We start from the raw sequence: 20,088 nt of genomic DNA on the forward strand, positions 1-20,088 counted from the left end.
CCCGCTGTTCTTCGGTTCAGCGCAATACCTGTGGAGCTGGCTTGCCGGCGATGGGCCGCAAGGCGGCCGCGGGAATTACAGGCCGAGCCTGGCCATGCGCGCCTTCACAGACGCCTCGATGCCGGCTGCATCCAGCCCACATTCAGCCAGCATCTGCGCAGGCTTGGCGTGCTCGACATAGATATCCGGCAGGCCCAGGTGCAGCAGCGGCTTTACCACCCCCTGGCTGGCCAGGAACTCACCCACGGCAGCCCCGGCGCCGCCCATGATGGCGTTCTCTTCGAGGGTTACCAGCAGGTCATGACTGCCTGCCATCTCCAGCACCAGCGCTTCGTCCAGCGGCTTGACGAAGCGCATGTCGACCACGGTGGCGTTGATTTGCTCGGCGACCTGCAGGGCTTCGGCCAATTGCACGCCAAACACCAGCAAAGCGACCTTCTCGCCCTGACGACGGACGACACCCTTGCCGATTTCCAGCGGGTCCAGGTCGCCACTGATCGGCGAGTTGGGGCCGGTGCCGCGTGGGTAGCGTACGGCGGCCGGGCCGTTGTACAGGTGGCCGGTGCTGAGCATCTTGCGCAGTTCGTTTTCGTCGCTGGGGGTCATTACCAGCATGCCCGGGATGCAGCGCAGGTACGACAGGTCGTAGCTGCCTGCGTGGGTCGGGCCGTCTTCGCCGACCAGGCCGGCGCGGTCGATGGCGAACAGCACGTCGAGGTTCTGTACCGCCACGTCGTGGATCAACTGGTCGTAGGCGCGCTGCAGGAAGGTCGAGTAGATCGCGACCACCGGCTTGCTGCCTTCGCAGGCCATGCCCGCCGCCAGCGTGACGGCGTGCTGCTCGGCGATGGCCACATCGAAGTAGCGCTCGGGATACCGTTCACTGAAGGCCACCAGGTCCGAGCCTTCCTTCATTGCCGGGGTGATGCCCACCAGGCGGTTGTCGGCAGCGGCCATGTCGCACAGCCATTGGCCGAACACCGCCGAGTACTTCGGCCCGCTGGCCTTCTTCGGTGCGGCCGGCTTGTCGGCAGGCTCGAGCTTGGTGATGGCGTGGTAGCCGATCGGGTCGATCTCGGCCGGCGCGAAGCCTTTGCCTTTTTTGGTCACCACGTGCAGGAACTGCGGGCCTTTGAGGTCACGCATGTTACGCAGGGTGGCGATCATGGTCGGCAGGTCGTGGCCATCGATCGGGCCGATGTAGTTCCAGCCCAGCTCTTCGAACAGGGTGCCGGGCACCAGCATGCCTTTGGCGTATTCCTCGGTGCGACGGGCAATCTCCCAGGCACCCGGCAGGCGCGACAGCACCTTCTTGCTGCCCTCGCGCATGCTTGCGTAGGTGCGGCTGGAAAGAATCTTGGCCAGGTAGTTGGACAGCCCGCCAACGTTGCGCGAGATCGACATGTCGTTGTCGTTGAGGATGACCAGCATGTCGGCGTCGACTTCCTGGGCATGGTTCAACGCCTCGAACGCCATACCGGCCGTCAGGGCACCGTCGCCGATCACGGCAATCGACTTGCGCGCGCTGTTCTGCAGGCGGGCGGCAATGGCCATGCCCAGTGCGGCGCTGATCGAGGTGCTGGAGTGGCCGACGCCAAAGGTGTCGTACTCACTCTCGCTGCGGCGCGGGAAGGCGGCGATACCGTCCTTCTGGCGCAGGCTCAGCATGCGGTTACGCCGGCCGGTGAGGATCTTGTGCGGGTAGGCTTGATGGCCGACGTCCCACACCAGCCGGTCATCCGGGGTGTCGAAGACGTAGTGCAGGGCGATCGTCAGTTCGATCACGCCCAGGCCGGCGCCAAAATGCCCACCGGTCTGACCCACGGTGTAGAGCAGCTCCTGGCGCAACTCGTCGGCCAGGTGCTCGAGGTCGGCTTCGGCCAGCCGGCGCAGGCCGGCAGGCGTGTCAGCGCGGTCGAGCAACGGCGTGACCGGGCGTTCGCGGGGGATCTCTTGAAACGTCGTGGGCATCAGGCGAGTCGTTATAGATGTTAAGACGCGGCAGTTTACCCCATTGTGGGTAAAGTGCCCATTCAACCAGAGGTGGCGCGCCCCCTGTGTGCGGGTTCGAAGCCGTGCTTAATGGCGGCGTTCGACGATGTAGCGCGCCAACGCTCGCAGGGGTTCTGCGTTTTCACCAAACCCTTCAAGTGCGACCAGCGCCTGGTCGCGCAGTTCGATCGCATAGGCCTTGGCCGCTTCCAGGCCAAGCAGGGCCGGGTAGGTCGGTTTGTCACGGGCGATGTCGGCACCCTGGCGCTTGCCGAGGGTGGCGGTGTCGCTTTCCACGTCGAGGATGTCGTCCTGCACCTGGAATGCCAGGCCAATGGCCTGTGCATAAACCTGCAAGGCGTCCAGTTGCGCCTGCTCGGCGCGGCCGCTGGCCAAGGCACCCAGGCGCACGCTGGCTTCGATCAGTGCGCCGGTCTTGTGCCGATGCATGAACTCGAGGGCCTGCTGGTCCAGCTTCACGCCTACGGAGCCAAGGTCGATGGCCTGGCCTCCGACCATGCCGGCAGGGCCTGCAGCCTTGGCCAGGGCCTGGACCATGGCCAGGCGGATGGCGTCGGGCTGCGGGCTCAGCCGTGGGTCGAGCAGTGCACTGAAGGCCAGGCTCTGCAGGCCGTCGCCGGCGAGGATCGCGCAGGCTTCATCGAATGCTTTATGGGTGGTCGGCTGGCCGCGGCGCAGGTCGTCATCGTCCATGGCGGGCAGGTCGTCATGCACCAGCGAATAAGCGTGTATCAGCTCCACTGCGCAGGCGGCGCCGTTGGCCTGCTCGGCCGCTGCCCCCAGCGCTTGGCAGGCGGCATAGGCGAGCAGCGGGCGCACGCGCTTGCCGCCGTTCATCACGCTGTAGCGCATCGCGGCGTATAGCCGCTCAAGCTCCTTGGTGGGCGCGATGAACAGGGGTTCGAGGGCCGCATCGACGCGCGCCTGGCTACTGGCCTGGTAGGCACCGATCATGCCTCAGGCTCCGCATCGAAGGGCTGAGCGGCGAGCTCGCCGTCTCGTTCGAGCAGTATCTGTACTTTCTGCTCGGCCTGGGCCAGGGCGCCCTGGCAATCGCGGGTCAGGGCGATACCTTGCTCGAAGGCGGCCAGCGAGTCTTCCAGCGACAGCTCGCCGTTCTCCAAGCGTTCGACCAGGGTTTGCAGGTCGGCGAGGGATTGCTCGAAATCGATGGAGGCTTTTTTGCGGGCCATGGCGACGGGTCTCGGAGGCTGTACAGAACGGCGCGACACTAGCAGAGCGGGGCGGGGGGAGCAAACTTGAGGGTGAATTTCCCGGCCCAATCGCCGGCAAGCCGGCTCCCACAAATACGGCGCAAGCCTCAAGAACTGCCGCGGCCCAGTGGGAGCCGGCTTGCCGGCGATTGGGCCGCGAAGCGGCCCCGTCGATCGATCAGGCTGGCACAGCTTCCCGCTCCAGCATCGCCTCGCGGCAACGGGCCAGCTCTGCGATGGTCAGCACTGGCAGGTTGTACTGGCGGGCATACACCGCCACCTGCTCGCCGCGGGCCATGCTGCCGTCGGGGTTCATCAGCTCGCACAGCACCGCTGCCGGGCGCAGGCCCGCCAGGCGAGCCAGGTCCACCGAGCCCTCGGTATGGCCGCGACGGGTCAGCACCCCGCCATCACGCGCCCGCAGCGGGAATACATGGCCGGGGCTGACGATATGCCGTTGCTCGGCCGTCGAGCGCAAGGCTGCTTCGATGGTGGTGATACGGTCCTGCGCGCTAACGCCGGTGCTCACACCCTCAGCCGCTTCGATGGTCACGGTGAAGCCAGTACCGTGGCGAGCCTGGTTGTTCGGCACCATCGGTGCCAGTTGCAGGGCATCGACGGTGGCTTCGTCCAGGCACAGGCAGACGATGCCGCTGCAATCGCGAATCATCATGGCCATGGTCTGCAGCGACAGGTTTTCGGCGGCGGCAACGATGTCCGCTTCGTCCTCGCGGTCGTCATCGTCGAGCAGCAGTACGGGACGGCCGGCCTGGAAGGCGGCGACGGCAGCGGACACATTGGGGAATTGCTGGTGATGCTTGGGGGACATGAAACGCTCCTCGTGAATGATCGATGAACGTCTCGGGGCGAACAAAATGCGCGCGCAAGGGCGCCCTGATGGCCCTTGCCTGACGCCTTCTTTCATCCGGACTATGACCGTCGGCTCTGGAGTTGCACCAGATCTGCTGACCCCCGGCATGGCCGGGGCGCTCGCGGGCTCATCTTTCGATTTACCGCCGGTGGGGACTTTCACCCCGCCCTGAAGACCGGGCAAGCATACCGCACAGTGCCACCCTGCTGACAAGCCGATGATCTGCGACCTTCGGCGTATCAGGGGTGATCGGCTCATGCAACGGCTTCGAGGATATGCCCCAGATTGCCGGCGGCAAGCCCGCCATTACTGATGCGGCGAAGCTTAGCGAGACATATCCTCGATTACGCGTTGCAATGAAGCCGGCAGCATCGGCCCATGCCCAACCCCCGTCAATCGCTCGAAACGCACCTGCAACCCCGGCACCTTGGCCAGGTCCGCCGCCAGCTCTCGCATCGGCCGCTCCACATCGCCTTGCAGCGGTGCCCGCGGGCTCACCGGCTCCTCGCTGCCGCGCATCAGCAAGAGCGTCGGGTGGTTATCACCCATGCGCTCCTGCAATGTCTGCGCTTGGCGAACGATCGCCCCGTCGTGCCACCATAACGATGGGCTGGCTGCCACATAGTGGCTGAACGCTCCAGGCCGGGTGAACACTGCATGCAACACTGCCAGGCCGCCATACGAGTGCCCCCACAGGGTCTGCCGTTGCAGGTCGATGGGCGCCACGCCGGCCACCATCGGGCGCATGCGTTCGGTAAGCAAATCCAGGAATGCATCCGCGCCACCGCTGGGCAGGTGGGTCAGCGGGTCGCGCTGTTCTGCAAGCCCGGGGATTGCCGGTGTGTAGTCGTAGGTGCGGCCTGTTCGCTCGATGCGCTGCTCGGTCTGGTACCCAACCGCCACCAGTAGCGGTGCCTGGCCCGCTGCGAGTCTGCCCAGTAACGCACTGTCCAGCGCACCGAGTGCGGCATTGCCGTCGAGCATCCACAACACCGGGTAACCTGCGGCGGGTGCCGGGCGCTGCGGCTTGCCGATCCATAAGCGGTAATGGCGCTGGCCATCGGCCGAGTCCAGGTCCAGGTGGCTGAAGCGGTAGGCCAGGTCTTGGCGCTGCAGCAGTGAAGTGTCCATCTGCTGCTCGCGTTGCGGCTGTGCCAGGGCAACCGGGGCGGTAAGGGCCAGCGCCAATGCCAGGGACAGGGTGATCTTGCTCATCAGGCGCCTCATCAATGCTTTGCAAGGAGCGCAAGGCGGAAGGGCTCAGATGATAATCAGTCCTGATTGAGCGTAAAGCGCATTAACTTTCTAAACATTGCGAAGCAGCCGGCAGCAACAGGTGCAGGCAAAGCCCGGGGTGACCATTGCTGGCCCACAGCCTGCCGCCTTGCAGTTCGACCGCGCGGCGGGCGATGGCAAGCCCCAGGCCGAACCCTGCGCCGCTGTCGGGCAAGCGCTGGTAAGGCTTGAAGATGCGTTCGAGTTCAGCGTGAGGCACGCCCGGGCCTTGGTCACTCAGGCGCAGGTGCCAGCAGTCGCCCTCACGCCAGCCATCGAGGCTGACCCGGCCATCGGCAGGCGAATGGCGGATGGCATTGCGCATGAGGTTTTCCAGTGCCTGGGCCAGGCTGTCCAGATGGGCCTGCACCACGCATTCGACGCCGAGCGAGCAGGGTAGCCGAGCACGGTCCCAGCCGCTCTCGAAGCAGGCGTCCTGGCATAAGGCTTCCCACACGGAAAGCATCAGTACCGGTTCGGTGCGTAACTGTGGTTGCTCAGTGTCCATCCAGGCGAGGTCCAGGGTGTCCTCGAGCAGCTTCTGCATGTCGTTGACCTCGTGCCCCAGGCGCGCCCGCAACTGCGCGGGTGACAGATCGCTGTCGTGGGCGATGCGCAGCCGCGCCAGGGGCGTACGGAGTTCGTGCGACAGGGTACGCAGCAGCAAGCGTTGCTGCTCCAGGCTTTGGCGCAGGCGCCCGGCCATGTGTTCAAAGGCCTGCGCCAGTTCGCCTAATTCATCGCGGCGATCCTGCAGGGGCAGGCCAGGGCTGTCCAGGTCGTCTGCGCGCAAGGCGTCGGCGCGGTCGCGCAAGCGGTTGAGCGGTGCCACCAGATGCCGATAGATCGCCAGGCCCAGTAACAGCGCCAGCAGTGTGGGTGCTACGCCGTGAGTGATGACGTGGGTCCAGGGGGTCAGGCCGGTGGGTAACAGGCGCTCGGGCAGTTGCATTACCAGGCGGCCGCGCTCTGGATGCAGCGGGAACTCGATGCTGACGTAGGGCAGCTCATCCTGCAGGCGCCGGCTCATCGGCCAGTCAGGCTTGCGCATGAAGGTCAGGCGGCTGGCCTCGTCGGCATTCAACGGCGTGGTGCCGAGGCTTTGCAGGTGCGGCCCGATCAGTGCTGCCCAGGTGTTCTCGGCGTGCTGCAGGTGTTTGCGAAAGGCCTCGGCCCCGCTCGCCCCCCCTTGCTGCCAGGCCTGTTCAGCCTGCTGCGCATAGCGCGCCAGATAATCCTGGTCGGCCTGGGACAGAAAATAACTGCTGCGCTCCACCGACAGGCCCCAGGTCCAGATAAGCCAGGTCAGTAACAGGCAGAAGCTGACTTGCAGCGCGGCCAGTTTCCACAGCAAGGGGTGGCGGCGCATCACAGGCGTTCCGTGTCGACCAGGATGTACCCTTGGCCACGTACGGCCTGTATCTGGACATGCTGGGCACCGATATCTGCCAGCTTGCGGCGCAGGTTGCATACATGCACGTCCAGCCCGCGGTCCAGGCGGGTGTAGGCGCGGTGCAGTACGGTCTGGTAGAGAAAGGCTTTGCTCAACGCCTCGCCGGGGTGGGCGCTCAAGGTGGCCAGCAAGCGAAACTCAGAGCCCGTGAGCCCGGCAGCCTTGCCGTGGTGAACGACATCCTGATGGTCATGGTCGAGCATCACCTCGCCGGCGTCGGTTGCTGCTACCGGCCTGCGGTCAAAGGCCACCCGGCGCATCAGGGCATCGACCCGCGCGTCCAGTTCCGCCAGGCTGAAGGGCTTGGGCAGGTAGTCGTCCGCGCCCCGGGTAAAGCCACTGATGCGGTCCTGCTCGGCCCCCAGTGCCGACATCAGCATCACCGGCACTGCCTGCTGGCGGCGCAATTCGTCGAGCAGGCTAAGGCCGTCGAGGCCAGGCAGCATGATGTCCAGCAATACCAGATCGAAGCCATCGTGTTGCACCGCGTTCAACGCCTGCGGGCCCGTGGCGCAGGCGTTGACCAGAAAGCCCCGCTTCAGGAAGTGGCGCTGGAGGTCCTCACGCAGGCGTGGGTCATCTTCGACGAGCAGGAGTGAGGTTGGCATGGGCGGTCTTTAATGAGAATTCGTATCAGTTGGCGATCATCCCATTGCATGCAGGCTAAGGGCAATCACCCCGTGGCGGGCGCATGTGTTAAGAAGGTTAATCCTGCTGCACCCCCCGTTTTCGTCCGGTATCGTTCGCAAAAAGCAACGTATGTCGTTTGCGATTCAATATCATTTGGGCGAAGGTGTGCCATGAGCAGTTTCAAAGGTGTGGGGAGCCCGCGACGGGCGCGGGGCTGGCTGATGCTGGGGTTGTTGGCGCCGTTTTCATTCTCGGCATTGGCCGAAACGGTAGCCAATGAGGTCGCTGCGGTCAGCTCGCTCGACCTGCCGGCGTTGACTATCGAAGGCAACCGCCTGTACGACATGCTGCCTTCGGAAGAAACCGGCGGTTACAGCGTCGACGCTGCCACCGTCGGCACCAAGACCCCCGCGTCACTCAAGGAAATACCGCAGTCGGTCACCGTCTACACCCAGGACTACGTCAAAGACCGCCAGTTCGTGCACCTCGATGACTTGGCCAAGTACACCGCTGGGCTGCGCACCCTGACAAACGACAGCGGGCGCTCGTCGATCTATGCCCGTGGCTACGAGTACAGCGAGTTCAACATCGATGGCCTGCCGGCGCCCATGGCCAGTATTTTCGGCACCGTGCCGTCGCTGGCGGCCTTCGATCGTGTGGAGATCATGCGCGGCCCGGCGGGGTTGTTCAGCAGCACCAGCGAGCTTGGCGGTATCGTCAACATGGTGCGCAAGCGCCCGACCGCCGAATTCCAGGGCCACGTCGAGGCCAGCTACGGCACCTGGGACACCAACCACGAAGAAATCGACCTGGGCGGGCCGCTGGATGATGCAGGCCGGGTGCGTGGGCGCTTCGTGGCCTCGCGGGATGACACCAATGGCGAGGTGGACTACAACGCCAACACCAGCAACAGCTACTACGGCGCGCTGGATATCGACCTTGATGACGACACCCAGCTGTCATTCGGCCTGATTCACGAAGTGAAGAACATCACCCCGCACAACGGCTACCCGGCAACCCTGGCTGGTGAGGTGCCGGACTTCAGCCATTCGAAGTTCCTCGGCGCTGATTGGAACTACTTCGACGGCAAGACCACCGACCTGGTTGCCGAGTTGACGCACCGCTTCGACAACGGTGGTTATGGCCGTATCGCCGCCCGTGGCTCGCACCGCGACACCGACTACCTCTATGCCTTTACCGCCACCAATGCCACCACCGGTGCCAACTCCGAGCGTGCCAGTGCCCGGGACTTCACCCAAGACACCTACTCGCTGGACGCCAGCTACAGCCAGCCGTTCGAAACCTTCGGCCAGGTCAGCGAATTCGTGGTGGGTACCGACTACAAGAACTACGACACCGAGTACCTCAACGGCACCACCAACCTGGGGGGCATCAACGTCGGCAGCTACTCGCCGACCCAGTTCGCCAAACCGTCGCCGAACTACAGCACCGAAACCGGCATGCAGGAGGAAGAGTACGGGCTGTACTCCAAGGTTACCTTCCGCCCGGTCGAGCGTTTGGCGCTGATTGCTGGTGGCCGCTTCAGCTGGTATCGCGGTGATTTCTACACCACCGCCCTGAGCACGGGTTCGACTGTCGATGACAACAAGCGCGTGGATGGGCGCTTCACGCCATACGGTGGCGTCGTCTACGACCTGACCGATACCCATGCGCTGTATGCCAGCTATTCGCAGGTATTCAAGCCGCAGTCAGACACCGACAGCAATGGCCGGGTGCTCAAGCCGCGTGAAGGCGAGCAGTATGAGTTTGGCCTCAAGAGCAGTTACTTTGGCGGCGACCTCAATACCCGTGTCTCGGTATTCCGTTTGACCGACGAGAACCGCGCCAGCACCGACTATGACGAGGATGGCGTAGACACCGGGTTTTCTGTTGCATCGGGCAAGACGCGCGTGAAGGGTGCCGAAGTGGAAGTCAGCGGCAAGCTGACGCCGAACTGGGAGCTGCTGGCGGGCTACACCTGGATGGAAACCGAAACCCTCGACGGTGATGCCGAAACCACCTTCTTCATCATGCCGCGCAACCAGGCGTCGCTGTGGAGCAAGTACACCATCAGCCAAGGGCCGTTGACCGGGCTGGCCATTGGTGGTGGCGTCTCGGCGATGAGCAACTTCCATTCCGAGAACGGCGGCGTGCGCATCGATGCGCCGGGGTACGCCACGGTGGATGCGATGCTGTCGTACCCGGTTACCTCGCAGCTGACGGCCACTTTTAACGTCAACAACCTGTTGGACCGTGATTACCTGTCGCGGGTGGGGTCGACGTCGACGTTCAACTTCTATGGGCCTTCGCGCAGCATGATGGTTGGCGCGCGTTATGATTTCTGACGTACTTTCCAGGAAATTGTCAGATTTTTACCGTTGCTTGTAGTCCATTTCTGAAATAGCTTGTTCCCGCCTTTTCGGCATTGCGGTGCTTTTCTCTGCGGCCTAGTCTGGGCCCGTCGTTGCCAAATCAGCGACCGGGCCTGCAAGCCCGCAGACGAATTCAGCGCTATCCGGAGTGCCGCGTGTCGGCAGCTTCGGCCAATGGTGGCTGCGTGCTGGAGATCTTCGGATCTGCCGGTTTTCGTCTGTCCGGTCTTGCAGCCTGCACGCAGCCACCACCCATCAAATGCAAGTGATGTCGTGGTGGTCCATGAGGACACAGACGAGATTACATCATGCTAAAAATTGTCCCCGATCCGCCCCGCGATTCCCATTCCCTTGAAGACACCCTGATCCAGGCCACGGACTATGCGCTGTGCGCCACGACCGTTGTGCACCAGGCACTGCTGCTGCATCCCAAGTCACCGGCATCGGTTTTGATGATGACCTCGCTGCATGAAATGGAGGCGTTACGGGTTTTGCTCGAGTCGGCGCTGATCCAGGTGCAGATGCCTACAGGCCCTCGGACCTTGCATTAGGGCTTGGAAGATTTGCCGCTTGCACCGGCCTCATCGCCGGCTTGCCGGCGATGAGGCCGGGCCGGCCAGCGCAAATTTTAAGGAGATTGAAGAATGACCACTGACACAACCAGGTTCGACCATAAACGGCCTGATGGATGAAAAACCCATGATGATCTGGGCTTCGCATTACCTCAGTGCCATGGCCAAGGCGCTGATGGATGGTGCCGAGCTGGGCATGAAGCATTAAGAGCAGGCATTAAAAAGCCGGCTTGTGGCCGGCTTCTTGGGGACGCTTCCGGCTAATTTATGGTAAGCCGCAACCGCCTTAACTGGATGGCCATCAAAGGCCTGAAAAAGATGGCGAACGTTCGTGTGAAACGTTGCCGAGCCCTCTGGCCTGCGGCTTGCGCCGGTCGGGGCTGAATGTGGCGCGTAGCATACAAGGGCCTGCTCAGGATGCCCAGCAAAAAATGGCACAGGGTGTTTCATTCAGGGCGTTGCCGGCAAAAATGCGACCAGTGGAACACCCAGCCGAGTATCTCCAAGTGCTGTGCCTGGCGCTGGGCCGGGGTGAAGCGTTCCACGGTGTAGTTGCGCCTGTCGTGGCTGTGCAGGCACAAGGTGCCGTTGTGGCCGAGGCTGAGGCTGTTCACCCGGAGGGTGCCATTGTGCAGCAGGGCATAGGTTTCACCGTCCTTGACCCGGGTCTGGCTGACGTCAATGGCCACTATCGCGTCGGATGGAACCCACGGCGCCATGTTTTGGCTTGGCATGGCCAGGCAAACGACACTATCCATTCCAACGCCCAAGGCCTGCAGCGCTTCAAGCGGCAGTTGCAGGTACTTGCCCTCCAGCGCGACGAGCTTGCCGTCGTGCACTTGCTGAAATGGCACCTGCAAGAGCCGGGTAGCCTGGGTCGACAGCAAGGAGAGCGCATTACCAGTATCAGAGGCGGGCTGCAGGGCGCGGCTGCGCAGGATCGAACTGGGGTGTTTGGGGCCTTCGCCACAGCGCAGCCAGCGCCGATGTACGCAGAACAGGTCGGCAAGTTCGTCCAGGCGAGCCAGGGGAATGCCGCGCTTGAACCAGTTGTTCACGTGCTGGGCCGTCAAACCACGCTGGGCGGCGAGATCGGCAGGGGTCAAGCCACACTCGTGGAGGAGGGCCTTGAGGCGGTCACCGGAGGTTTTCATGCACCGGAGTGTACCGGCGGTGTGCCAGTAGGGATACGAACCAGGTGTTGACGTGACGTGTACGAAAAGCGCCTAGGTGTAGGACCCTGGATTAGGACCTTGTAGGATTTTTTGCCACTGCGGCACGCACAAAAAACCCCGCCGAAGCGGGGCTTGATGCAAACGGTATCAGCCCTTGTAGGCAGCAACCGATTTGGTGATCGCGGCGCGGGCGGCGTCGGCGCCTTCCCAGCCCTCGATCTTGACCCACTTGCCCTTCTCGAGATCTTTGTAGTTCGCGAAGAAGTGCTCGATCTGCTGGATCAGCAGCGCTGGCAGGTCGGTGTATTCCTTGACGTCGACATACAGCTGCGACAGCTTGTCGTGCGGCACAGCGATGACCTTGGCGTCGCCGCCGCCGTCGTCGGTCATGTTCAGAACGCCGACCGGGCGGGCACGGATGACCGAACCAGGGGCGACCGGGTAAGGGGTAACCACCAGCACGTCCAGCGGATCACCGTCGTCGGCCAGGGTGTTTGGAATGAAGCCGTAGTTGGCCGGGTAGAACATCGGGGTCGCCATGAAGCGATCGACGAACAGGGTATCGCTGTCCTTGTCGATTTCGTACTTGATCGGCGCGTGGTTGGCCGGGATCTCGATGGCGACGTAGATGTCGTTCGGCAGGTCTTTGCCAGCCGGAATCTTGCTGTAGCTCATTGGGCAGTGCCCCCGTGTTTGATCAAAAAAGTGGCGGCGATTATAGGCACATTCGGCCAGGGCATGCCACGCCCCACCTGATGCGCGGGCGCATCAGGTGGGGCTTTGGCGGTAGTCAGGGTGTTCGTCCTGCAACCGCGTCAGGCGCGCCAGAGGGTCCTGGCGGTAGAACAGCGACAGTTGCCGGTACACCTGTGGATAAGCTTGCTGCAAGAGGTCGGGCGCGCTGAAGAAGTACTCGCTGGTGACGGCGAAGAACTCTGCCGGGTTTTCGGCCGCATAAGGGTCGATGGCCGTTTGCGCTTCAGGGTCGGCGTCCAGCTGGCGGTTGAGGTCGTCATACGCCTGCTGCATGGCCGTGGCCCAGGCTTCGACCTGCATGTCGCTGTGCAGCGGTGGCAGGCCATTGGCATCGCCATTGAGCATGTCGAGCTTGTGCGCCAGCTCGTGGATCACCAGGTTGTAGGCTTCCCAGCCGCCGCTGGCCAGCACCCCGGCCCAGGCCATGATCACCGGGCCCTGCTGCCACGCCTCGCCGCTGTGTTCACCATCCCAGACATGCTCCACGCCACTGGCGTCGCGGTGGCGCTGGGGGCTTTTGAAGTCGTCCGGGTAGAGGATGATCTCGTGAAAGCCCTGGTACCAGTTGAGGTCCCCCAGGTGCAACAGCGGTAGTTGAGCCTGGGCAGCCAGGAACAGGCGTTGCTGATCATCCAGCTCGACGCCGGGCAGGGTGGTCAGGTGCTTGTCGAGCAGGAACAGGATGCACGCATCACGGAGCCGACGGTCTTCGTCGTCGCTGATGCCATCGAGCATCGGCAGGCGTTCACGGATCGCCTGCCATTGCTGTGGGTCGACCGGGTAGCGCGCCAGGGTTCGCTTGCGCCGCCAGGCGCTGAAGGACCACATGGCGTTGGTCAGTGTGCCTTGGCGGTGCGGCCCAGGCGGCCGCGCAGCAGGCCCAGGACCATCGGCACCAGCGACAGGAAGATGATGCCGACCACCATCAGCGAGAGGTGCTGCTTGATGAACGGCACGTTGCCGAAGAAGTAGCCGAGGGTCACCAGGCCGCCGACCCACAGCAGCGAGCCTGCAACGCTGAAGGCCAGGAAACGCGGGTAGTGCATGTGGGCGATGCCAGCGACGAACGGTGCGAAGGTACGCAGGATTGGCAAGAAGCGTGCGAGGGTCACGGTCTTGCCACCATGGCGTTCATAGAACTCATGGGTGCGCTGCAGGTAGTCGCGGCGGAAGATTTTCGAATTGGGTTTGTTGAACAGCCGTTCACCTGCCGTTCGCCCGATCACGTAGTTGGTACTGTCACCCATGATTGCCGCGGCCATCAGCAGGCCGGCCAGCAGTACCGGGTCCATGCCGCCACCGGCGGCCACGGCGCCGGCGATGAACAGCAGGGAATCACCCGGCAGGAAGGGCATCACCACCAGCCCGGTCTCGCAGAAAATCACGGTGAACAGGATCGCGTAGATCCAGGGGCCGTAATTGGTGACCAGCAGATCAAGGTAGGCATCGAGATGCAGGATGAGGTCCAGCGGGTTGAAATCCATGTACAGCACCTGTGTTCTTGACCCGCAGCGACGGGCGAGCGGACTAGCGGTAGGGTAAATTTTCAGACATGCCAGGAGCGGGCATTATACGGCCAAGTGGCGAGGATGCCCGGAGAGTTTGTAGCGGGGGGTTACTGAGGCGGCCTTTACTGGCCCGATCGCCGGCCAGCCGGCGCTCGGGCCAGCACGGGTCAGTCTTGGCTGATCGGCAAAATGTAGCTTTCGAACTCGGTATCTTTGCGAAAACCGATGGATTCATAGGTCCTCTGCGCTACCTCGTTGTTGGCGCTGGTCGAAACCCGCATGCGCACGGCCTGGGTGTCCTTGGCCATCTTCTTGGCCTCACGGATCAGATGGTCGGCCACCAGCATGCGCCGTGAGTCTTCGGCCACATAGATGTCGTTGAGAATCCACACCCGCTTGAGCGACAGCGACGAGAAGCTCGGGTACAACTGGCAGAAGCCCAGCAGTTTGGCATCGTCATCGTCCGGCAGTGCCAGATAGATGACCGATTCGTCGCGTTTGAGGCGCGTTTCCAGGAATTTGCGCGAGCTGTCCGGGTAGGGCAGTTGCCCATAGAACTCACGGTATCGGACGAACAGCGGGGTGAGCAGGTCGAGGTGTTCCAGGGTTGCCTTGATGATGCGCATGTGCGGCCCTCAGAGTCCATTTGGGAAACAGCGAAATGCCAGCAGCTTTCAATAGCATGCTGCCCAATGCAGGCTAGAAGCGCAATCCGCCGTCCGTGACATGTTTTTTACCCTTCACCGAGTAGGAAATTACCTTTTTGGCCAGGGGTGTTTTCACTGTCGAGGGTATGGACCTGCGCTTCGTCCTTTAAATTCACACCAGACAGCTGTCGGCGGCAGGCCTCGCGCATCAGGTATAGCAGGCGGTGGGCGGCCATGCCGTAGCTCAGGCCTTCGAGGCGAACGTTGGAGATGCAGTTGCGGTAAGCGTCGGTCAGGCCCACCTTTGGCGCGTAGGTGAAATACAAGCCCAGGCTGTCGGGTGAACTGAGCCCGGGGCGCTCACCGATCAGCACCACGGTCATGCGCGCCCCCAGCAGTTGGCCCACTTCGTCGGCCACGGCCACCCGGCCTTGCTCCACCAGCACCACCGGTGCGCTGGTCCAGCCATCGGCGGCGGCCTGTTCCTCGAAACGGGCCAGGAACGGCAAGGTATGGCGATGCACGGCCAGTGCCGAGAGGCCGTCGGCCACCACGATGGCAAGGTCGCAGCCGCCAGGGTTGGCCTGGGCGTGCTGGCGCAGCTGCTCCACCGAGTGCTCGTTCAGGCGCCGCCCCAGGTCGGGGCGTTGCAGGTACTGGTGGCGGTCGCTGGCAGCGCTGTGCAGAACCAGGCTGTCACGGCCGCGCTGCTTCAATTGTTCGGCCAGGGAACAGTGGTCGAACGCCAGGTGCACGGCATCGCGGGCCTGGGCGTGGGCGAACTGGAAGTCCAGCTGGGCGCCGGTTGGCAGGCTGATGCCGCTGCGGCCCAGGGCGATACGCGCCGGGGTCAGGTTGCGCAGGGCCAGCCAAGGGTTTTCGGGGGTGGGTGTCTGATCCATGGTCACCTCTATGACAGTTGCGCCAAGGCCTGGCGGAACGCCGGTGGCAGGTTGTCACCAAAGCGCACTCGGCCATCGGCCTGGGTGAAGATGCCGGTGCGCTGCAACCATGCCTCGAACTCAGGCCCAGGTTTGAGGCCCAGGGTCTGGCGCGCATACAGCGCGTCATGGAACGAGGTGGTCTGGTAGTTGAGCATGATGTCGTCGGAACCGGGGATGCCCATGATGAAGTTGATCCCGGCCACACCCAGCAGGGTCAGCAGGGTGTCCATGTCGTCCTGATCGGCCTCGGCATGGTTGGTGTAGCAGATGTCGCACCCCATCGGCACGCCCAGCAGTTTGCCGCAGAAGTGGTCCTCCAGGCCGGCACGGATGATCTGCTTGCCGTTGTACAGGTACTCGGGGCCGATGAAACCGACCACGGTGTTGACCAGAAACGGCTTGAAGTGACGGGCCACGGCATAGGCGCGGGTTTCACAGGTTTGCTGATCGACGCCGTGGTGAGCGTTGGCCGACAGGGCGCTGCCCTGGCCGGTTTCGAAATACATGAGGTTCTGCCCGAGGGTGCCGCGCTTGAGCGACAGCCCGGCTTCGTAACCTTCCTGAAGCACGTTGAGGTTGATGCCAAAGCCGGCGTTAGCTGCCTCGGTGCCGGCAATCGACTGGAACACCAGGTCCAGCGGCACGCCGCGGTTGATTGCCTCTATGGAGGTGGTGACGTGGGTCAGTACACAGGCCTGGGTGGGAATGTCATAGCGCTGGATGATGGCGTCGAGCATTTCCAGCATCGCGCAGATCGAGGCGGTGCTGTCGGTGGCCGGGTTGATGCCGATCATGGCGTCGCCGTTGCCGTACAGCAAGCCATCGAGAATGCTGGCGGCAATCCCGGCCGGCTCGTCGGTAGGGTGGTTGGGCTGCAAGCGGGTCGACAGGCGCCCGCGCAAGCCCATGGTGCCGCGAAAACGGGTGACCACACGGATTTTCTGCGCCACCAGCACCAGGTCCTGTACGCGCATGATCTTCGAGACTGCAGCGGCCATTTCCGGGGTCAGGCCTGGCGCCAGGGCGCGCAGGCTGTCTTCGTTGGCTTCGTCGCTGAGCAGCCAGTCACGCAGGCCACCGACGGTGAGGTGGCTGACCGGGGCGAAGGCCTGGGCGTCGTGAGTGTCGATGATCAGACGGGTCACTTCATCCTGCTCGTAAGGGATCAGCGCTTCGCTGAGGAAGTGGCTGAGTGGGATATTGGCCAGTGCCATCTGCGCCGCCACCCGCTCGCCGTCGTTGGTGGCGGCAACGCCAGCCAGGTAATCCCCGGAGCGTGCGGGGCTGGCTTTGGCCATCACGTCCTTGAGGCTGTCGAAACGGTAGACCAGGTGGCCTACCGTGTGTACGAAACTTGCCATACAGAATCTCCAGAGTGCCGCGGGCGTGCCCGCGGCAGGTGTCGGCGATCAGTGCAGGGCCTCTTCGGCCTTCTGGATCGCGGCGAATTCCTCTTCCGGTGTGCCCGCCACCAGGTGGTGGCGGCTGTAGAACGCAAAGTAGGCAATCAATACTGCATAGATCACTGCAGCGCCAATCACCACCCGTGGGTCGACCAGGAACCCTGCAACCACGGCGATACAGGCCAGCACCAGGGCTACGCCTGAGGTGAAGATGCCACCCGGGGTGCGATAGGGGCGTTCCATCTTGGGCCGGCGGATGCGCAGGGTGATGTGCGCGGCCATCATCAGTACATAAGACAGCGTCGCGCCGAACACCGCAACCAGGATCAGCAGGTCGCCCTGGCCGGTCAGTGACAGGGCGAAGCCAATGATGCCGGGGATGATCAGGGCCAGTACCGGTGCCTTGCTCTTGTTGGTTTCAGACAGTTTGCGCGGCAGGTAGCCCGCGCGGGAAAGGGCGAAGATCTGCCGCGAATAGGCATAGATAATCGAGAAGAAGCTGGCAATCAGGCCGGCCAGGCCAACCAGGTTGACGAAGCCGCCCATCCAGGTGGAGCCGCCATACGCCTTGGACAGCGCTTCTACCAGTGGGTTACCGGAGGCTTTGAGCGCTTCGGAGCCCGCACCGCCCGGGCCGACCACGAGGATCAGCAGGGCAAAGGCCAGCAACACCAGCATGGCGCCAATCAGGCCACGGGGCAGGTCACGTTTCGGGTTCTTGGTTTCCTCGGCTGCCAGCGGCACGCCTTCTACCGCCAGGAAGAACCAGATCGCGTAAGGGATTGCCGCCCACACGCCGACATAACCGAACGGCAGGAAGCTGCTGGCGCCGACCGCGTCGGTCTGGGCGATGTCGAACAGGTTGGCTGCATCAAAATGGGGCACCATGCCCACAAGGAAGACAGCCAGGGCGATGGCGGCGATGGCGGTGATGATGAACATCAGTTTCAGCGCTTCACCCACACCGAAGATGTGGATGCCGATAAAGACGATGTAGAACGCCAGGTAGATCATCCAGCCGCCAATGCCGAACAGGGACTGGCAGTAGGCGCCGATGAACACCGCGATGGCTGCCGGCGCGATGGCGTACTCGATGAGGATCGCCGTGCCTGTCAGAAAGCCGCCCCACGGGCCGAAGGCGCTACGGGCAAAGCCGTAGCCGCCTCCGGCGGTTGGGATCATCGAGGACAGTTCGGCGAGCGAGAAGCACATGCACAAGTACATGGTGGCCATCAGCAGGGTGGCCAGGAACATGCCGCCCCAGCCGCCTTGGGCCAGGCCGAAGTTCCAGCCGGCATAGTCGCCGGAGATCACGTAAGCGACGCCCAGGCCCACCAGCAGGACCCAGCCGGCAGCCCCTTTTTTCAGTTCACGCTGCTGGAAGTAGTCCGAACCGACTTTTTCAAAATCGACGGAAGCACCTGCCGGTGTGCCGGAAGATTGATCGCTTGGCATAGTTTCACCTGTTCTTTTTCTTGGTGGCCGGAAGGGTTCCGGCCCTTGGTGATGGGTACTGCAGGAAGCGAGCCATGGGGCTGCAAGCTGCTTCAAGCAGCTTCAAGCTTCAAGCTGCAAGCCTCAAGAAAAAGCAGGTCGGCGGTGTACTCGCTTTTTCTTGCAGCTTGCAGCTTGCAGCTTGCCGCTTGCCGCTTAGAAGAAGCCCAGCGGGTTGATGTCGTAGCTCACCAGCAGGTTCTTGGTTTGCTGGTAGTGGTCGAGCATCATTTTGTGGGTTTCACGGCCTACGCCGGACTTCTTGTACCCGCCGAACGCGGCGTGTGCCGGGTACAGGTGGTAGCAATTGGTCCATACGCGGCCCGCCTTGATGCCGCGGCCCATGCGGTAGGCGCGGTTGATGTCGCGGGTCCATACACCGGCGCCAAGGCCGAACTCGGTGTCGTTGGCGATGGCCAGTGCTTCAGCTTCGTCCTTGAAAGTGGTGACGCTCACCACCGGGCCGAAGATTTCTTCCTGGAACACCCGCATCTTGTTGGTACCTTTGAGCAGTGTCGGCTGGATGTAGTAACCCGTGGCCAGCGCCCCCTCCAGCTTCTCCACCTTGCCGCCGGTCAGCAGCTCGGCGCCCTCGTCCTGGGCAATCTGCAGGTACGACAGGATTTTTTCGAACTGCTGTTGCGACGCCTGGGCGCCGACCATGGTGTCGGTGTCGAGCGGGTCGCCGCGTTTGATCTGCAGCACCTTCTTCATCACCACTTCCATGAACTGCGGGTAAATCGACTCTTGCACCAGTGCGCGTGACGGGCAGGTGCAGACCTCGCCCTGGTTGAAGAACGCCAGCACCATGCCTTCGGCGGCCTTGTCGATGAAGCTCGGCTCAGCCTGCATGATGTCTTCGAAGTACACGTTCGGCGATTTGCCGCCCAGCTCGACAGTAGACGGAATGATGTTCTCGGCGGCGCATTTCATGATGTGCGAGCCAACCGGGGTAGAGCCGGTGAAGGCGATCTTGGCGATGCGCTTGCTGGTGGCCAGCGCCTCGCCGGCCTCGCGGCCATAGCCCTGGACTACGTTGAGCACGCCGGGCGGCAGCAGGTCGCCAATCAGCTCGACCAGCACGGTGATGCCCAGCGGCGTCTGTTCGGCTGGTTTGAGCACCACGCAGTTGCCAGCGGCCAGGGCCGGTGCCAGTTTCCAGGCGGCCATCAGGATCGGGAAGTTCCACGGGATGATCTGCCCGACCACGCCCAGTGGCTCATGAATGTGATAGGCCACGGTGTTTTCGTTGATCTCGGCGGCACCGCCCTCCTGGGCGCGTATGCAGCCGGCGAAATAGCGGAAATGATCGACCGCCAGCGGGATGTCGGCGTTGAGGGTTTCGCGGACCGGCTTGCCGTTGTCCCAGGTTTCGGTGATGGCCAGCACTTCAAGGTTTTGCTCGATGCGGTCGGCGATCTTCAGCAGAATGTTGGAGCGGTCCTGTACCGACGTGCGGCCCCAGGCATCGGCGGCAGCGTGGGCGGCGTCGAGGGCCTTGTCGATGTCTTCGGCAGTGGAGCGGGGGAATTCAGCGATCAGCTTGCCATTGACCGGGGAGGTGTTGTCGAAATACTGCCCCTTGACCGGAGCTACGAATTCACCACCGATGTAGTTGCCGTAGCGGCTCTTGAAGGAAACCTTCGCGCCCTCGGTACCGGGATGTGCATAACGCATGGTGTGTCTCCTGGTTAATTGTGTTTGTTGAGGAGTTGGAAAGCGTAGAGCAAAGGTTGGGCCAGCGTGGGGAGGGCTAGTTGA

Annotated in this window: 18 protein-coding genes, 1 pseudogene and 1 riboswitch; of the genes and pseudogenes, 3 read left to right on the forward strand and 16 right to left on the reverse strand. The window is 63.0% G+C overall.

Annotated elements, in window-relative coordinates:
- Window positions 1-75: 75 nt before the first annotated feature.
- The 7 genes from dxs to ACIPZH_RS07420 all read right to left on the reverse strand — a co-directional run bounded on the left by dxs (window position 76) and on the right by ACIPZH_RS07420 (window position 7,434).
- Window positions 76-1,971, reverse strand: a complete 1,896-nt coding sequence (dxs, locus tag ACIPZH_RS07390; RefSeq protein WP_400635744.1) for a 1-deoxy-D-xylulose-5-phosphate synthase — start codon at window positions 1,969-1,971, stop codon at window positions 76-78.
- A gap of 108 nt (window positions 1,972-2,079) precedes the next feature.
- Window positions 2,080-2,967 (reverse strand): (2E,6E)-farnesyl diphosphate synthase, encoded by an 888-nt coding sequence (gene ispA / locus ACIPZH_RS07395; protein ID WP_241803976.1) that lies wholly within the window; start codon window positions 2,965-2,967, stop codon window positions 2,080-2,082.
- The gene (locus ACIPZH_RS07400; RefSeq protein ID WP_054900824.1) at window positions 2,964-3,206 is read right to left on the reverse strand and encodes an exodeoxyribonuclease VII small subunit; all 243 of its coding nucleotides are present in this window, start codon (window positions 3,204-3,206) and stop codon (window positions 2,964-2,966) included. The genes ispA and ACIPZH_RS07400 overlap by 4 nt, the downstream gene beginning before the upstream one ends.
- A gap of 199 nt (window positions 3,207-3,405) precedes the next feature.
- Complete coding sequence (gene ribB / locus ACIPZH_RS07405; protein WP_267820662.1) at window positions 3,406-4,056, reverse strand: 3,4-dihydroxy-2-butanone-4-phosphate synthase; 651 nt, start codon at window positions 4,054-4,056, stop codon at window positions 3,406-3,408.
- An 80-nt stretch (window positions 4,057-4,136) separates the two neighbouring features.
- Window positions 4,137-4,278: riboswitch (FMN riboswitch) on the reverse strand.
- A gap of 144 nt (window positions 4,279-4,422) precedes the next feature.
- A complete protein-coding gene (locus ACIPZH_RS07410; RefSeq protein WP_400635746.1) occupies window positions 4,423-5,313 on the reverse strand; it encodes an alpha/beta hydrolase in 891 nt (296 codons plus the stop codon).
- An 82-nt stretch (window positions 5,314-5,395) separates the two neighbouring features.
- Window positions 5,396-6,742 carry a histidine kinase sensor domain-containing protein gene (locus ACIPZH_RS07415; protein WP_400635748.1) on the reverse strand — a complete coding sequence of 449 codons (1,347 nt, stop codon included), beginning with the start codon at window positions 6,740-6,742 and terminating at the stop codon, window positions 5,396-5,398.
- On the reverse strand, window positions 6,742-7,434 hold the full coding sequence (locus ACIPZH_RS07420; protein ID WP_241803972.1) for a response regulator transcription factor: 693 nt from the start codon (window positions 7,432-7,434) through the stop codon (window positions 6,742-6,744). The genes ACIPZH_RS07415 and ACIPZH_RS07420 overlap by 1 nt, the downstream gene beginning before the upstream one ends.
- 192 nt (window positions 7,435-7,626) lie before the next feature.
- On the opposite strand from ACIPZH_RS07420, the gene ACIPZH_RS07425 reads away from it, so the two are divergent.
- From ACIPZH_RS07425 to ACIPZH_RS07435, 3 genes and pseudogenes are all read left to right on the forward strand, one after another.
- Complete coding sequence (locus tag ACIPZH_RS07425; protein ID WP_400635750.1) at window positions 7,627-9,801, forward strand: TonB-dependent siderophore receptor; 2,175 nt, start codon at window positions 7,627-7,629, stop codon at window positions 9,799-9,801.
- A gap of 335 nt (window positions 9,802-10,136) precedes the next feature.
- The gene (locus ACIPZH_RS07430; protein WP_241803970.1) at window positions 10,137-10,379 is read left to right on the forward strand and encodes a hypothetical protein; all 243 of its coding nucleotides are present in this window, start codon (window positions 10,137-10,139) and stop codon (window positions 10,377-10,379) included.
- A 118-nt stretch (window positions 10,380-10,497) separates the two neighbouring features.
- Window positions 10,498-10,608, forward strand: a pseudogene (locus tag ACIPZH_RS07435) (DUF3077 domain-containing protein); the annotation flags it as partial.
- Window positions 10,609-10,846: 238 nt separating this feature from the next.
- On the opposite strand, the gene ACIPZH_RS07440 reads toward ACIPZH_RS07435, so the two are convergent.
- The 9 genes from ACIPZH_RS07440 to ACIPZH_RS07480 all read right to left on the reverse strand — a co-directional run bounded on the left by ACIPZH_RS07440 (window position 10,847) and on the right by ACIPZH_RS07480 (window position 20,004).
- Entirely contained in the window at window positions 10,847-11,554 is a 708-nt protein-coding gene (locus ACIPZH_RS07440) for a helix-turn-helix transcriptional regulator (protein ID WP_400635752.1), read from the reverse strand.
- 168 nt (window positions 11,555-11,722) lie between these two features.
- Entirely contained in the window at window positions 11,723-12,250 is a 528-nt protein-coding gene (gene ppa, locus ACIPZH_RS07445; protein WP_003255365.1) for an inorganic diphosphatase, read from the reverse strand.
- A 93-nt stretch (window positions 12,251-12,343) separates the two neighbouring features.
- A complete protein-coding gene (locus tag ACIPZH_RS07450) occupies window positions 12,344-13,159 on the reverse strand; it encodes a zinc-dependent peptidase (protein ID WP_267820674.1) in 816 nt (271 codons plus the stop codon).
- An 8-nt stretch (window positions 13,160-13,167) separates the two neighbouring features.
- Entirely contained in the window at window positions 13,168-13,815 is a 648-nt protein-coding gene (locus ACIPZH_RS07455) for a DedA family protein (RefSeq protein ID WP_267820676.1), read from the reverse strand.
- Between the two features lie 191 nt (window positions 13,816-14,006).
- Complete coding sequence (locus ACIPZH_RS07460) at window positions 14,007-14,465, reverse strand: N-acetyltransferase (protein ID WP_012312531.1); 459 nt, start codon at window positions 14,463-14,465, stop codon at window positions 14,007-14,009.
- A 107-nt stretch (window positions 14,466-14,572) separates the two neighbouring features.
- Window positions 14,573-15,388, reverse strand: coding sequence for an ethanolamine ammonia-lyase subunit EutC (gene eutC / locus ACIPZH_RS07465; protein ID WP_400635754.1), 816 nt, complete (start codon window positions 15,386-15,388; stop codon window positions 14,573-14,575).
- Between the two features lie 8 nt (window positions 15,389-15,396).
- Window positions 15,397-16,791, reverse strand: coding sequence for an ethanolamine ammonia-lyase subunit EutB (locus tag ACIPZH_RS07470; RefSeq protein WP_400635756.1), 1,395 nt, complete (start codon window positions 16,789-16,791; stop codon window positions 15,397-15,399).
- 48 nt (window positions 16,792-16,839) lie between these two features.
- Entirely contained in the window at window positions 16,840-18,288 is a 1,449-nt protein-coding gene (gene eat / locus ACIPZH_RS07475; protein WP_241803964.1) for an ethanolamine permease, read from the reverse strand.
- A 195-nt stretch (window positions 18,289-18,483) separates the two neighbouring features.
- Window positions 18,484-20,004: an aldehyde dehydrogenase family protein gene (locus ACIPZH_RS07480; RefSeq protein WP_400635758.1), complete on the reverse strand. Its 1,521-nt coding sequence runs from the start codon at window positions 20,002-20,004 to the stop codon at window positions 18,484-18,486.
- Window positions 20,005-20,088: the final 84 nt, after the last annotated feature.

It is taken from the genome of Pseudomonas sp. NPDC089758, assembly GCF_044748705.1.
In the GTDB taxonomy this organism is placed as follows: domain Bacteria; phylum Pseudomonadota; class Gammaproteobacteria; order Pseudomonadales; family Pseudomonadaceae; genus Aquipseudomonas; species Aquipseudomonas putida_X.